The organism is Rossellomorea sp. DA94 (assembly GCF_029834455.1).
GTDB lineage: Bacteria > Bacillota > Bacilli > Bacillales > Bacillaceae_B > Rossellomorea > Rossellomorea vietnamensis.
Genome location: NZ_CP122397.1, coordinates 3,193,512 through 3,209,009 on the forward strand (window position 1 = coordinate 3,193,512; position 15,498 = coordinate 3,209,009).

Here is a 15,498-nt window from a genome sequence, read left to right on the forward strand (position 1 = left end):
ATCACCCGCTTTTAAACCTTATTTAAAATCCTTTTTCTTTTGTTTTGTTTTTTCATCAGACGATGTTTTTGAAGAATCTTGTTTGGAAGAGTCCTCACCTTCCTGCTTAGCAGGAGTGTTCGACACATCCTCTTCACTCTGGGAAGATGGGTCTGCCACTTCAGCATCATTCGAACCTTCCTGAGTTGTTCCTTCCCCGTCTACCTCATCCGCCCCATTCGTTACATTGTCATATGTTTCACTCGGTGATTTCTGTGCTTCCTGCAACGGATATACCGCAACTTTATTTTGCGGTGCATAAAAATCTTCATTGATCAGTTCTTCTGAAAGGATTTCTCCTGAAGTGCTCAGTTTTTGTTTGTAGACGCGGATCAAAACCCCGTCTTTCCCTTCTTGCTGAATATCGACGCTTCCTTTTTCAACAAAAGGGCTGAATTGTTTAATCACACGGGGAGGGAATGTTTCCTTTTCAGACAATCGGACATTATAAGTGCTTGAAAAGGGAATCCCCTCGAGCTGTGCCTTGATTCGATTCTCTTGAATGGAAAGCTTCAGCTCATACTCCGTTGCGTTCGGATTCGTGATGACAAAGTCCTGATTATTCATTGGATTGAATTTCGCTTCAAAGCCCAGGGTCGCATAATCCGGAAGCTCTTTACTTATATTTCGTTCAATGATGGAAAAGTTGGAATGCAAAGTGATCTGATAGAGTAATGATGCAACCGGACTTAAGTCCGCCTGTGATTCAACCACGAATCCTTCCGTTTCCAGGAAATCGGAAAAAGAAAACTGAGAATTGGGTGCAATGAGAATGGAGGGAAAGTTTTCTATGAAGCTCTTGATCGTCGGTGTAATGTTCAATTCATTGGATACAGCTTCAAATAAAATCTGTGTCGATGCATTTTTATCGATATATTCGTATACGTCAATGGTCTCACCTTTGTTAAGATTTCCCGCTAAAGAAAGGACATATTCCTTTAAAGAAGCCAAGTTTATGTCATCGCTACTGTAATCAGGGAAATGATCTGATAGGAATGATTCCAAGGCTTGATCATCCAAGGAAACCACTAAACTCGTATTTTCATTTTCATCGAGTTTTTCTATACTTTCTTCCAAGTGGAATTGAAAGAGTGCTGAATCCATCCTTGCACTCTCCCCATTGAATTCAAGCATGAGGTTTTGATTCCCTTTCCACTCTACTATTTTCCCTTCCAGGATCTTTACTGCTTCTTCTTTGTTTGCTCCACCTAAATTAACAGATGCAACAGCTGCATGTTTCGATAGACTGAGTGACTGAACAAAGAACGATTCATAAGCATACACGCCTAAATGAGAAAAACCATAGAGAAAAAATGTAGAAAAGAATAAAACGGCCATCAACTTTACAAGCAGACCTTTTTTCACATCAGGCGCTCCTTCCTGCTAAAATTCCTACCTAATATTCATTGTTAAATCAACAAATACTGAAGGACCCGCTTCTTGAGCGGCTTTGATGTCAGATTCTGATAAAGAAGAACCTTTGGCAATCAACAAATCCCCTTCTAAATTATAAATATCTTCCGTCACGCTTTTACCCGCCAATAATTCTGTCTGCTTCGATTTGATTGTTTCCAGACCATGCTGTTGAGGTAAGGCTTCGACCTTTTCTTCAAACACAGGTTCAGGATCGCTCAGTTGATCGAATGAATCTTTAAAATATTCAACAGCATCTTCATTCACGATGAGGATATCTTTCCCGAAAGTGAGTACATGTTCTGTTGCAAGGAAATAAGTATTGTCCTTCGATTGTAACTCCAATGAAACGATGGCCCCTGTTTCATCATCCACATAGAATTCCTGGATATTACCGATCATCTGTCCTTTACGGGTCATGACACGGGTATCATTGATCTTAATCTTCTTATTCACCAACTGATTTGCGATAGGGATTTCATTTAAATCTATTACCGCATTCTCGTTTTCGACGGTCACAGCATATTCCCCGATTCCGACTACCTTTTTAAAAGGGATCGCTTTCACACTCACCTGCCAATCTTCATGTTCAATGGTCAAAAAATCGACTGAGCCTTTCTCAGGATTTATAACAAGGGATTTAACTCTCCCTATTTCACTTCCATCGTTAATACTGATAATCGGTAAAGCTTTCATTTCTGCACTTTTCTTCATGTCATCTCACCTATTCCATCAATTTAGTTTCGTGTCATTTCCCACGCGTATTCCTTTGTATGTTCCAGATCCATTATGATATAAGGGTACTCCCTGAATCTCTCTTCGATCCCTTTAATGAACATATCCAAATCTTCATATTGCTTCGTTGATATGTAATGATCCATTAATATTCTTGCAAATGTATAGTAATCCTGATCGTGTAGACTTGGATGTAAATAATGCTTGATCATATTTTCCATCTGGTCATCGGTTGTTAACAGACTCCGGGAAAGTGTGATCTGTTCAATCATGGTCTTCATAACTTCTCTCATGATTCTATTGCGCTTTGGAAGTTCGTCTATAAAGTCGTCATCTTCGGTACGATGATGATCCATCAACCCGTCTTCCCCATCAATGGGATCTTCAAGAACTGCCTCTTCCCCTTCACTAACAGGCTCATCTATCTCTTCTATCTCTTCAACAACCGGTTCATCACTTTCATCGATTATTTCAGCTAACTCCCCCATGTATACCTCTGTTTCTTCCGTTTCCTCTACTGCGATTTCTTCCGGGTCATTGATCATGCTTTCAATCTCACTCAAATCACCCTCAAACAACTCGAAGTCCTCTTCGGTCACATCAGGTTCTTCATTCAATTCGTTTGCATTTTCTATAAACCATTCACTCTCGTCTTCCTGAACCTGTGTTGAGGCTGTTTCTTGAACAACATGTACGGGCATTACCTCTTCATGTTCCTGTAAAGGCTCGATGTCTTCAAAGGTATCCAGCGTTTCTTTTCCATGCACCATATTCTCTTGATTATGATCCTCAGACTCTCTTTCATTAACAAACTCTTCAACCGAAGCGATTTCTTCCACATCTTTCACTTCAGAAACTTCATCTGATACTTCTTTGTCACTATGTAAGTCAGACTTGAATTCAAATTCAACATTTGCAGGATTTTCGTGCCATTGTTCTTCTTTCACATCCTGGTCATGACCTGCAGCTACTACCAAGAGCCCGCTAAAACGCTGTTCCATAACGTATGAGAGGATGGCCAGCAAAGCAAGTAACATCAGACCAATTAACCACATCGGGTATTGGGCAGATGCGACTAACCCCAGAAGCGTCAACCCAAATGATACGCCTGCGATCAATAGTTTCCCCTTATGGGAGATCCCGATTGGAATGAAATATAAAATAGGCAACAGCAGAATAAGTGCCAGTAACGAAAATAGGTAAATCATCTTACATTCAGTTCCTCCCTATGATATATTTCTTATAAATTAGACTTTTTTTAACAAGTTTCGACTATTAAATATTGTATAATAAAGTTAGGTAGATTGAAAGCAGGTGTTGGGGTGAAACGCACAAAAATAGTAAAAAATAATAGAGGCTTCACGTTGATTGAATTGCTTGTTTCCATTACCATACTGGGAATCGTCCTGCTGTCATTCATGAATTTCTTCCTTCAATCCAGTACATATACAAATGCCAATCAAAAGAAGACGGTAGGAGTCAATGTAGCCAGGAATGTCCTCATCTTCATGGAAAAGCAGAACTTTCTCGAAGTCAGGGACTTTTTTCATGATGTGAATACAGGTGATAAGTCCCCTGATACTGAATACCTCACTCTACTCATTTGCGAAGAGAAATATACACTGTTCTCTGAATCTGAAATACATAACACCTGTCCCGGCAAACAACAGATTACGATTAATGGATTAGAATATGAAGCGACCATCTTTTCCGATGAAGTATCCTCTCCAGAAGAAATGGATTACTATATTCCGATTACAGTCAAAGTGAGGTGGAATATGAATGATAAGGCTTACAGCACGAGTGTTGATGGAAAAGTTAAAAGTGAGGATATTCGATAATAAAGGGATCACGTTGATTGAATTGTTGATCACCCTAGCTATATCGGCTATTCTTTTGCCCGTTACATATGGTGCCTTGATCACTGGATATAAAGTCTATGAAAAAGTGTCGATAGATGCCCAGCTCCGTGAAGATGCTGATTATGTCTCTTCCATGGTGATGAAACATTTATATTCCTACCCCTTTGACAGCGTCGAAGAATGTACCCCTGAGCAAGCAGGTTGCATTAAATTCGTGAATAACACTGAAAAAAGTGTATCTTCCTACTCCGGAAAATCCTTCTATGAGGTGAGAGATGAAGACGTTTCACATGATGAACAGACATTGGAGCTGATCACCATTGACGGGAAAGAACAATGGAGCTTCGACGGTGAGATACTGGCTACTACATCCGACTTTTCAGGATCCACGGTTTCGACGAGCTGTACGTCTGATCCATGTACGGATGCGATGATTCAAATGACATATAAAGTGACTCATCCACAATTCAATAAAACACTTCAATTAGAGAGTCGCTTCGGCTTCTAGAAGGGAGGGAATCATTTGTTAACAAATCAACGAGGAAATGCGTTGCTGACCGTTTTAATCACCTCCCTTGTCATGGTGACGATCGGCATGGCCATCATGAGTTCAACGATAGGAGGAGCCAAACGGACAGAAGTCAGGGAAACAGATATTGATATTACATACGAGGGCTTAAAAGCGGTTGAAGAAATCTCTGCCAAGCTTGCATTCCAATTGCAGCCCACTAAGCAGTTGGAAATCAACCAATTATCTCCTGTAAATATGAATTCAGAAGTGAGGGACTTCATTCAAACAGAGATCATCCCATCCTACCAATCTTCTGATACGATTAAATGCATTACGATTGTGGATGTCAGCGGCAATCAAGCTTCGAATTTACTGGGAGCCCATTGCGGGAAAGCCAATACCCTTCAATATCAAACATTCGGCTTGGATTTTCTCGACACGAACCTTACAAGGGTATACGAGATTATCGTAAATACGAAAAATCCTGATTCCGAGGAAGGAAAGGTTGAAAAAATTGTTCGTAAGAGAATCATCCTTTCCCCCATTCCAAGCTTCCTGAAGTATACGTTAGGGTCCCGTGAACAGCTTCAGTTGAACGGTTCACCCCATCTTGTCGGAAACGTATATGCTCACTCACTTGGCATCAGTGAAGATGCAAACTATCAATTGTCCAATTTAGATGATAAGAAAGTGAGTGCACCATTCCCTTCCATTGTTGGAGATTTGTATACCAGCTATGACAAAGTGAATTATGACCATATGAAATCCCTGGTGGACACCCGTCAGTTTTACCCGCACCTGCCACCCCCGGACATAAAGCAGGACAGCCAATTCACTGACATCTCCTTCGATCGAACGTACGGGGAGGAGGTTGGGAAAGTATTGGACTCTCTTGGGCTTTCACTTGATCAGGCGTTGACCAAGGCTAATATAAGGAATACGATAACGGCCAACTATCTACCCGACAGTCCCCTCTTCTTCCCTTTGGTAAATGGTGTATTGAGTGAAAATGTACAGGGGACTGTAAAAGCGGATCAAAGTATCACGGTAAAAGGGTTGCGACATCACGGCGTAGATCTGATTGTCCAAGGTGATGTAACCATTCTTGCAAATTCCAAAATGGATATTGGGAATATCATCTCTACCGGAAATGTAACCATATCGAACGCAACAAGGGAGATGTCAATCGGAAATATTGTCGCTGCCGGAAAGGTATCGATTGAAGCAAATGCCCCGGTTATTCTGAAAAAGAATATAGTCAGTTTTGATGATGTTTTGTTTCAGTCCCAAAACTCTACATCTTCCATTGAAGGGAACATCTACTCGGGACGTAACCTAACGATACAGGGTGACGCCAATGATCCCGACGACGAAAACGATGAAATTGAATTTGATTCTGTCATTTACGCAAAAGGAAAGACAAGTATTTCGAATTTAAATATTACCGGTAAAAATAATCCTGGAAATTCCAATCAACGGGGGCAATTGATTTTACTTTCAAAAGGAGAACTATTAGTCACAAGGATGAATGAATTCCAATACTACACGGATGAAGAAGAAAAGAGAGAGGCTGACCTTTTGCCTGATGCATCAGAAAATATTAAGCCTCTTCAGGCTTTCTTATACACCGATAGTGACGCAACATTATATGGCGTCGGTTCCCTCTTTTATGTGAACGGTGGCGTCTTTTCGAAGGGAAACCTGACTGTAAACGCCGTACGTGGGGATGTTGACAGCATGGATACGATACAAAGTGATCTCTTTTCTAACCAGGAAAAGAAATTATCGCGATTCATCGTTCATTATAATAAAGATGTACTGCTCTCCAAATTGGATGATCTTCCCAAGGTGGACTCCCTCTCCCTTATTGGTGATGAAATAATTGTGGAGTAAAAAAGCGAAGCTATGATTGCTCATAGCTTCGCTTTTCATTTTCACCATCTGCCATCGATACTTCCATTTTCCGTACCCGGATTTCCACCTTCTTCTGAAACCACCTCAAAAATGGCTGTGGCTTTAATATCGGGGTCTTCATCGGAAGTTACAGTGATGGTCGTCACACCTTTACTCTTCGGGGTTATTTTCCATATGTCATTTTCCCTTGTTATCTCGACTATGCCATTCCCTGTATCAGTGACAGTCTTAATATTTTTATTGGTGGCATTATGAGGATTAAAGATCAAGTTTGAATGAACGTCGAAATCGTTTCCCTCCAGAAGCAGAGTATATTTCGATTTAGTGAAATCCATGCTTTCAAGATCTATGAACTTAGACTTCACAATGACGCGGATAGTCTTTTTAAACTTCCCATTTTTCGTTTCTACAATAACGTTATCCTCACCAGGGGATAAACCTGTCATTCTATTCTCCTTGGTAGAACGGACTTGAGTATACTCAGAGTTGATTACCCCGTCGTTCCCTTGAGTCACCAGGACATTATAATTATTATTTGGTTTCCCAAAAGGGAAGACATCGATATCGAAAGACTTCGTTTCACCCACGTATAATTCGATGAGGGAAGGAACTCGTATTAATTCGTCTCCTTCGATCCAGATGGTTTTCCCAATAATATGATCATCGAGGGCAAATCCGCCGCTCGCTTTCACCTGGACTTCATTCTTTCCGAATGTGTCGAGGGTTTTCATTTCCTGAAGGTCGATGTTATTCCATCCTTCTATCACTTCATCCTCATTCAACATTCGATATTGATACTTCACATCATTGCCGGGAACCCCGGTAGATAGATAGAATTCAGCCTGATTGGATATGGAATCCCCATCTTCCAATACTTTATTGGTAACGGCATCCTTGACAGTCAGTGCAGGAATAAATGATAGTACCGCGGTTGATCCATCTTTGTAGGTGATCGTTAATTGAGTTGAATCAGCCACTAATTCCTTTACCGCTTTATTCGAAAAGCCGTTATTAATGCCCGGCTCCAGAACAGCGAAAGTCGTTTCCCCCTGTCCTGTGATCAATACTTTTTTTATTGTTCCGTTAGCAAAACCGTCATAAGCATATTCTTTTTGATTATCATACTTACGGGTTCTTACTTTCGCACTTAATTCACTTTGATCTGGGGTCAAATTACTGACCACTGCTGTACCATATCTCGAATCAACGTAAGATACCTTTGGCTGAGGCATCTTTACATTATTGATGGCCCATACGGCCTTTATCTTCATATTGGTGGAAAGCGAGGTTTGAGAAAACTTTCCGTTCTCAAAATTTATCCTTTGAGTCAATTTCATGACAGCCGTTCGTTGACCATTCACATTTTCTATTGAAAGGTTATTGCCGGCTTCGACTTCCACCCCTTCAGGTAACGGCTGGTAGATGGTGATATCTCTTACGTTCCCCTTGGCAGTTGGATTTACCAGGCCTCCGAACTCCAGCTGATACTTACCCGTAAATGAGTTGGTATCTTTTCCTTGCTCAATAATTAAATTGAATAATTCTTGATTGATTTTATTCAGTTCAAGCTTTCCTGTAACAGATGCAGGTGCATCATCCTTCACCTGGATCGTGACCGATTTATTATTGGTATTCCTCCATGCCGTTTCTTCCGCTGTTTTATATTGAATTTTCAAAGGGTTAAAGGTGTAGGTACCCTTTGTCGTAAATTCCACAGGTAATGATAGGGTTATGGGCGACGGAGCTCCCTGGCCCACTTCATACACGGTGGAAAACGGTAAATACACCGTATTATTGACCACTTTGTATTGGTTACGGTCGACGGTTGCGTTTGCCGGTAAAGGTACGGCTGCTTCTCCTTCCAATTTAACGGAGTTTATTTTATTCGCCAGCTTTTCAAATGCACCCGAGACACTTCCCTCACTTGCTTTGATGAAGCTGCCGGAAGTCTGATCTGCCAGCATTTGAAGGTATCGGTCGTCAAGATCACCTTCCCCGTATCCAAGTGTATGCATCGTGATGTTCGAGTTGTATAATTCTTTGGAAACCTCCAGGCCTTTTTGTTTGATAAGCGCCTGCATTTGCTGACTATTTGTTTCCAACTCCCCTGGATTGTACCAACCTGACTTTAAAGAAGTGCCATCCATAGAAAAGTCAGAAGGAATCCATAATGACTTCAATTTGCTAGTATCCGGGGAATATATTTTATGGAGCCATCTATTATAAGAGTATCTGTTTTGGAAGTCATATATCACTTGTTGATCATTCTCTACAAGATCTGTTTCACCGCAAAAAAACCAAAATGGCCTTGTACATTCTTCTTTTTTTACTTTTTCAACGGCGGTTGCAATCATAGGCTGTCCATCGGTCAGGAAGACAATATACTTTTCGTTGTTGGAATCTCTCAGCATATGCTTGGCAGCACGCAAAGGATCGGTATAATTTGTCCCTCCATATGCCGTGGTATGTAACATAGATGTTTTAATAGAATCGAGGTCATCGCTTAACGGAAGGATCGTTTCAATCTCGGAAGAAAAGGTAATGAGAGAAAAGCGGTCATTTTCCTGCTTGTTTTTTTCAAAGAATTGGACAGCACTGGTCAGGCCGTCTTTTGCATTTTGCATTTTATCCCTCGTGCTATTCATCGAGCCTGATTTATCAAAGATAAAGACGACATCAATAGGGGGACGCTTTGCCTCCTTCACTTCTCCTGCCGGAATAATATTGAAGTCTAATGATGCTTTTGCATTCCCTTCTGCAGGCTTTACGATCACACTTTGCGACGGTGTTACATTAAAATCCACATGTAAATCAGCATTCCCTTTAGCAAATGATATGGTCGGACTCATTAGGAGTGTAAGAAACAGGATGAACAGGAATGGAACTTTTGGCTGTATTCTCATAATATCCCTCATTTTGGCTATCCTATAATACATTTATTATATCAATCTCCATACTATTTTAATAGGACTTAATACTCACACAATGATATTTTCAATTAAAAAAGGATGTCCACGATTACTTTAGACATCCTTTTCCTTATTTCACATACTGCGCCACCCGATTTCTCCCCGCCTGCTTCGCCCCCGTATAGAGCGCCCGGTCGGCATGACGGATCAGTGCCATGGTGTCGTCTGCATCCTGGGGAGCAGTCGATACACCTATGCTCGCCGTAATTCTTACCATCATCTGCTTGTTGGATTCGTCCAGGCTGTCATGGAGCGTGAACGGCTGATTGGCAATCGTGCCCCTGACATATTCTGCAATGCGGAGTGCCTCTTCCCGTTCCGTGTCGGGAAGGAGGATCACAAATTCCTCCCCTCCGTATCTTGCCACAGTTCCTTTAGTGGAAATCAACGCGCGTAAGCGTTCGGCCAGTTGTATCAGGATTTCGTTACCGCTCTGGTGCCCGTAGTTATCATTGATCACTTTGAAATGATCAAGATCCAGCATGATGAGGGACAGGTTCTTTCTCTTTCCTGCCTCTAGATTATTGTATTCCATGGAAAGAAGGTCCTCGAAGTAGCGGTAATTGTATAGGCCAGTAAGAGCGCATCGTTCACTGTTCTGTTTCGTCCGCTCATGGTGCCTTGCATTGGCTATGGCTATCCCGAAATAGGAGCATAGGATATCGACGATCATCAATTGGAATTTCTCATACGCTTTCTTTTTGGAGGAAGCGAGAAGGAGGATTCCCCTCACCTTCTGGCTCCTGACGATGGGCACGCATAACACGCTTTCCACATCCTCCGGCATATACCCTTCAGCGATGTCGGTCCATTCCGACCGGGACGTATACAGGACGGATTTCCCCGTTTCCCAGACCACTCCGCTGATCCCCTGATTTTTCTTGAGGGGACGCAGGTTATTCGATTTCATTTCCCCATTTTCAAAACGTCTGAGAAGCACCAACCCCTCCTCATGGCAATCGAGGATATACGCATATTCGACAGGGAGGGTCTCGATGATTTTCTCGATGAAAATATCCAGGACTTCTTTGACCTTTAGGCTTTCTGTGAGTTGATGACCGATTTCCCCTGCTTTTTGAAGGTATTCATTGATATTCTCAGATGAATTATAGAGCTTTAAGATGATGGAGAGACTCACGAACGGGACTCCAATCAGCAACGAGGCAAACGCCCCCAGTTCAAATGTCAAATAGTAGAGTGAGAGAGAAAGAGGGAACATGATCATATTGGCGGTGAAATCCCATATAAAGTCCTTACTGTAAAAACGCACGTCATTGTTAGCCACATAATGATGATAGAGAAGGAGGAGGACCTGATTGATCATAATGGATACGATCTGATAACAAAGGATCGGTAAGATCAGCTGACCGAGTTCCCTTTCGGCGATTTCCCCTCCCACCATAAAATAGATCAGCCCACTGATATATGAAACCAAAAAGAACATCAGTGAATTCAATGGAATCCTGTGCCAGTCGCTTTTCGTCACCCGGAGCCTGATGAGCAAGGGGATGATCGAGAACTGCATCAATACGATCTCAATAAATAGACCATACTTGATGAACCCGACGAGTGTCACCCACTGGATGAAGAAAATGGTCGCACCGTTGATCACGATCGGCATAAGGGGGATAAAAGTGGCAAATAGCACCAATGTTATAAACTCAAGCTCATTTCCTGCAATATTTTCAGGAGGATAGTATTGATATGTAAAATATAAACCAGCCGGTACAACCGCAAGCCATGCCAGCAATATGTACAGCTTTTTTTTCAATGGTAACGTCATATCTATCCCCCATAGGTTTACAATGAATTTTATATAGTCTGATCATACTATACTAGTTAAATAGTCACAAGTTTAAGAATATTTTATCAAAGCACCCCAATAAAGTCACTTACTTTTTTCTGTAATTTTCCAATAAAGGAAGTAAATATGGTTTCACTTCCGATAAGAAGTACAAGGAGCCTGTTATGAGCAGGACTTCATCTTCTTCCATGACGGTGATTTTCTCTTCAAGATACTCCTTCCAATCATGGACTTTTGCCTTTTTTGGGTGCGCGGAAGCTTCGTAAAGTTCTTCAACCGATGCCACTCTTGGAAAATCAAAGGTCGTAAATCCGATCTCATCCACGGCTTCTTCCAATTGAGAGATCATCGGTCTTAACTTTTTATCGTGAAGTGCCGAGAAAAGGACGGTCACTTTTTTATGAAGGAAACGTTCGTTGATCGTCTTCACAAGGGCATCCACCCCTTCTGGATTATGGGCACCATCAATGTAAATCTCACGTGTAGCGGATAATGCCTCCATCCTCCCCGGCCATGATGCCTTCTTTAATCCTGTCTTGATGTGTTCCGGTTCTATTTTCATCTCCTGATTTTTCACAAGGAGCTCGGCGACTTTGATGGCAAGGGCTGCATTATTGATTTGATGGGTTCCGATCATGGAAAGATCGAACTCGTCATGCTGCACGGGAGATCCATACTCGAATCTTTCCCCTTTATCCAACAAGGCGACACGCTCGGCAGTAAAATCCTGCCCAAGTTGAAATAGCTCACTTTCCTTTTCAAGGGCTGTATCTTTGATGACGTTCCTTGCTTCTGGTTGATGGACCCCTGAAATGACAGGTACACCGTGCTTGATGATTCCCGCTTTCTCAAATGCGATATCTTCCAAACTGTTCCCAAGAAACTGCATATGATCCATACCGATGCTCGTGATCACAGAAACCATGGGAATGATGACATTCGTCGAATCCAGTCTTCCTCCGAGTCCCACCTCATAAAGGACGAGGTCGACGGGCTGTAACTCTGCAAAATAATAGAAGCTCATGGCCGTGATGACTTCAAATTCAGAGGGCGCACCCCATTCCGATTGTTCCATTTTTTCCGCGATAGGCTTAATCTTTTCGACAAGCAGCGTCAGATCACCATCGCTGACGGGATCTCCATTCATACTGATCCGTTCATTGAAACGTTCAAAATAAGGAGAGGTAAACGTTCCGACTCTGTATCCTGAATCCTGTAACACATTCCTCAAATAGGTTACGGTGGACCCTTTTCCATTCGTACCGGCAATATGGACGGTTTTCAGCTTTTGGTGAGGGTTCCCGAGTTCCTCCAACAGGTGATTCATCCGCATCAACCCCGGCTTGATTCCAAGTCTGAGTCTTGAGTGGATCCACGCGACAGCTTGTTCATAATTCATCAATTTTTCACTCCCACATAGGCTTCATTAGAAAAAGGGCCCCAATCCAGGCCTGGTTGATGAGGGTTCCCCCCTGTCAATTAGACCCGATTTTAAAGCCCTCTTCCTTACCTTCTATTTATTCAATCACATTAAAGCGATTTAAGCTCTTCGATCCTCGCTTTTACAGTCGCTTGTTTCTCTAAATAATCTTTCTCTTTCTCTTTTTCCTCGTCGACTACTTTCTGAGGGGCTTTGCTTACAAACTTTTCATTGTTAAGCTTGCCTTGGACACGGGATACTTCCTTCGTCCATTTATCCAGTTCTTTTTGAAGTCGTGCGATTTCTTCTTCGATATTGATCAGTCCTTCTAGTGGAAGGTACAGATCCACGCCTGTCACGACTGCCGTCATCGCCTTTTCCGGTGCTTCTACATCCGTTCCCATTTCAAGCTTTTCCGGATTACAGAATTTCTCGATATACGATTGATTCTTTTCGATGATCGTCAGGGTATGTGCATCCTTGGCTTTCAGCATAAGGTTGATCTGTTTACTCATCGGCGTGTTCACTTCTGCACGAACATTTCGTACGGCGCGGATGATGTCAACGAGAAGCTTCATTTCTTCTGCTGCCCCTTTGTCAGTCAGCTTATCATCAACCGTCGGCCAGGCCGCTACAGTGATCGATTCGCCTTGATGCGGCAAGTTCTGCCATATTTCCTCGGTAATAAACGGCATGAATGGGTGCAGCAGTCTCATTGTGTTGTCGAGAACGTAAGCCAGGATGGAACGGGTCGTCTTTTTCGCCGCTTCATCTTCGCCATATAGAGGTAGCTTCGCCATTTCAATGTACCAGTCACAGAAATCATCCCAGATGAAGTTGTATAGTAAGCGTCCAACTTCACCGAACTCATAACGATCTGCCAGGCGCGTCACCGTTTCAATCGTTTCATTTAATCGGGTAAGGATCCATTTATCCGCAACAGACTTCTCACCTGATAAATCGATTTCGTCGTATGTCATGCCATCCATGTTCATCAGGGCAAAACGGGATGCGTTCCAGATCTTATTCGCGAAGTTCCAAACCGACTCAACTTTTTCAAATGAAAAACGCAGATCCTGTCCTGGTGAGCTTCCCGTTGTCAGGAAGTAACGAAGGGAGTCGGAACCGTATTTTTCGATGACATCCATCGGGTCAATACCATTGCCAAGAGATTTACTCATTTTTCTTCCTTCAGCGTCACGAACCAATCCGTGAATCAATACATCTTTGAAAGGACGCTCTCCAGTAAACTCCAACCCTTGGAAAATCATCCGTGAAACCCAGAAAGGAATGATATCATAGCCTGTAACAAGGGTACTTGTCGGATAATAACGTTTGAAATCTTCTGCGTTTGTATCCGGCCAGCCTAATGTAGAGAATGGCCATAGTGCAGAACTGAACCATGTGTCCAGTACGTCATCTTCCTGTGTCCAGTTTTCCAAATCTTCAGGAGCTTCTTCTCCTACATGTATTTCCCCTGTCTCATTATGATACCAGGCAGGAATTCTGTGTCCCCACCAGAGCTGACGGGAGATACACCAGTCGCGTGTATTTTCCATCCAGCGAAGATATGTGTTTTCAAAGCGGTCCGGAACAAAGTTTACTTTATTTTCTTCTTTTTGAAGTTGGATTGACTTTTCCGCCAGGGAATCCATCTTAACGAACCATTGTTTTGAAAGGTAAGGCTCGACAATCGCCCCGCTACGCTCGGAATGCCCAACTGAATGCATATGCTCTTCAATCTTGAACAATACACCGGAGTCCTGTAGATCCTTCACAATTTGCTTGCGGCAGTCAAAACGGTCCATGCCGTTATATTTATCAGCTTTCTCGTTCATCGTGCCATCTTCATTCATCACGAGGATGCGTTCCAGATTATGACGGTTACCGATTTCAAAGTCATTCGGGTCATGGGCAGGTGTGATTTTCACCGCTCCGGAACCGAATTCCATATCCACATAATCGTCACCGACGATCGGGATTTCACGTCCTACGATTGGAAGGATGACGTTCTTTCCGATCAGGTGCTTGTAGCGGTCATCTTCAGGGTGTACGGCAACCGCCGTGTCCCCAAGCATCGTTTCAGGACGGGTTGTGGCGATTTCAATGTGGCCGCTTCCGTCAGCCAATGGATATCTCATATGATAGAATGCACCCTGTACATCTTTATGAATGACTTCGATATCGGATAGTGCCGTCTTTGTCGCAGGATCCCAGTTGATGATATATTCCCCGCGGTAGATCAATCCTTTATTGTAAAGATCGATGAATACCTTTTGAACGGCATCGGACAGACCTTCGTCAAGTGTGAAGCGCTCGCGGCTGTAATCGAGTCCCAGCCCGACTTTCGCCCACTGCTGGCGGATGTGCTCGGCATATTCTTCTTTCCATTTCCACGTTTCTTCCACGAATTTCTCACGACCGAGGTCATAGCGTGAAATCCCCTGACTGCGGAGTTTTTCATCCACTTTTGCCTGTGTGGCAATCCCGGCATGGTCCATACCCGGCAGCCATAGTACATCGTACCCCTGCATACGTTTCATTCTTGTCAGGATGTCTTGTAATGCTGTATCCCAGGCATGGCCAAGATGAAGTTTCCCCGTTACGTTCGGTGGAGGGATGACAATGGTGTAAGGTTCTTTTTCCTTATCGTTTGTCGCTTCGAAGTATTTGCCTTCGAGCCACCATTTGTACCGGCCCTGTTCAATGGCGTTCGGATCATATTTAGTTGGCATTGATAATTGTTGATCTTGAGTTTCCATGTGATTTCCTCCTATATCGTTCTAAAAAAATAAAAAAATCCCCCGTCCTGTGAAAAGGACGAAGGATTC

General features: G+C 42.7%; 10 protein-coding genes and 1 other annotated feature (1 of these 11 cut by a window edge). Of the genes, 3 read left to right on the top strand and 7 right to left on the bottom strand.

What is annotated here, in order from left to right; translation table 11 throughout:
- Positions 1-18: 18 nt before the first annotated feature.
- From P8596_RS16700 to P8596_RS16710, 3 genes are read right to left on the bottom strand one after another with little or no spacing between them, the layout of a single operon-like run.
- Positions 19-1,404 carry a G5 domain-containing protein gene (locus tag P8596_RS16700; RefSeq protein WP_279724387.1) on the bottom strand — a complete coding sequence of 462 codons (1,386 nt, stop codon included), beginning with the start codon at positions 1,402-1,404 and terminating at the stop codon, positions 19-21.
- Between the two features lie 27 nt (positions 1,405-1,431).
- Positions 1,432-2,166: a PRC-barrel domain-containing protein gene (locus tag P8596_RS16705; protein WP_279724388.1), complete on the bottom strand. Its 735-nt coding sequence runs from the start codon at positions 2,164-2,166 to the stop codon at positions 1,432-1,434.
- A gap of 23 nt (positions 2,167-2,189) precedes the next feature.
- The gene (locus P8596_RS16710; RefSeq protein ID WP_279724389.1) at positions 2,190-3,395 is read right to left on the bottom strand and encodes a hypothetical protein; all 1,206 of its coding nucleotides are present in this window, start codon (positions 3,393-3,395) and stop codon (positions 2,190-2,192) included.
- A 114-nt stretch (positions 3,396-3,509) separates the two neighbouring features.
- Here P8596_RS16710 and P8596_RS16715 point away from each other — a divergent pair, with 114 nt between their 5' ends.
- Genes P8596_RS16715 through P8596_RS16725 form a run of 3 tightly spaced genes read left to right on the top strand, consistent with a single transcriptional unit; the run spans position 3,510 to position 6,453 of the window.
- The gene (locus P8596_RS16715; RefSeq protein WP_279724390.1) at positions 3,510-4,028 is read left to right on the top strand and encodes a type IV pilus modification PilV family protein; all 519 of its coding nucleotides are present in this window, start codon (positions 3,510-3,512) and stop codon (positions 4,026-4,028) included.
- Positions 3,970-4,557, top strand: a complete 588-nt coding sequence (locus P8596_RS16720) for a PilW family protein (protein ID WP_279724391.1) — start codon at positions 3,970-3,972, stop codon at positions 4,555-4,557. The genes P8596_RS16715 and P8596_RS16720 overlap by 59 nt, the downstream gene beginning before the upstream one ends.
- Before the next feature lie 15 nt (positions 4,558-4,572).
- Positions 4,573-6,453, top strand: a complete 1,881-nt coding sequence (locus tag P8596_RS16725) for a hypothetical protein (protein WP_279724392.1) — start codon at positions 4,573-4,575, stop codon at positions 6,451-6,453.
- 41 nt (positions 6,454-6,494) lie between these two features.
- Here P8596_RS16725 and P8596_RS16730 read toward each other — a convergent pair whose 3' ends face one another.
- The 4 genes from P8596_RS16730 to P8596_RS16745 form a co-directional block, all read right to left on the bottom strand.
- The gene (locus P8596_RS16730) at positions 6,495-9,377 is read right to left on the bottom strand and encodes a vWA domain-containing protein (protein WP_279724393.1); all 2,883 of its coding nucleotides are present in this window, start codon (positions 9,375-9,377) and stop codon (positions 6,495-6,497) included.
- A 136-nt stretch (positions 9,378-9,513) separates the two neighbouring features.
- Entirely contained in the window at positions 9,514-11,226 is a 1,713-nt protein-coding gene (locus P8596_RS16735; protein WP_254651898.1) for a sensor domain-containing diguanylate cyclase, read from the bottom strand.
- A 109-nt stretch (positions 11,227-11,335) separates the two neighbouring features.
- A complete protein-coding gene (locus P8596_RS16740) occupies positions 11,336-12,646 on the bottom strand; it encodes a bifunctional folylpolyglutamate synthase/dihydrofolate synthase (protein WP_279724394.1) in 1,311 nt (436 codons plus the stop codon).
- A 131-nt stretch (positions 12,647-12,777) separates the two neighbouring features.
- Positions 12,778-15,429: a valine--tRNA ligase gene (locus tag P8596_RS16745; protein ID WP_224519412.1), complete on the bottom strand. Its 2,652-nt coding sequence runs from the start codon at positions 15,427-15,429 to the stop codon at positions 12,778-12,780.
- Positions 15,430-15,480: 51 nt separating this feature from the next.
- Positions 15,481-15,498, bottom strand: a binding site (T-box leader); it runs 210 nt beyond the window's last position.

What these genes read in the sequence shown, in the direction of transcription:
- P8596_RS16705 (WP_279724388.1), bottom strand. Translation starts at nt 2,166, where the DNA reads ATGAAGAAAAGTGCAGAAATGAAAGCTTTACCGATTATCAGTATTAAC.
- P8596_RS16710 (WP_279724389.1), bottom strand. Translation starts at nt 3,395, where the DNA reads ATGATTTACCTATTTTCGTTACTGGCACTTATTCTGCTGTTGCCTATT.
- P8596_RS16720 (WP_279724391.1), top strand. Translation starts at nt 3,970, where the DNA reads ATGATAAGGCTTACAGCACGAGTGTTGATGGAAAAGTTAAAAGTGAGG.
- P8596_RS16730 (WP_279724393.1), bottom strand. Translation starts at nt 9,377, where the DNA reads ATGAGAATACAGCCAAAAGTTCCATTCCTGTTCATCCTGTTTCTTACA.
- P8596_RS16735 (WP_254651898.1), bottom strand. Translation starts at nt 11,226, where the DNA reads ATGACGTTACCATTGAAAAAAAAGCTGTACATATTGCTGGCATGGCTT.
- P8596_RS16740 (WP_279724394.1), bottom strand. Translation starts at nt 12,646, where the DNA reads ATGAATTATGAACAAGCTGTCGCGTGGATCCACTCAAGACTCAGACTT.
- P8596_RS16745 (WP_224519412.1), bottom strand. Translation starts at nt 15,429, where the DNA reads ATGGAAACTCAAGATCAACAATTATCAATGCCAACTAAATATGATCCG.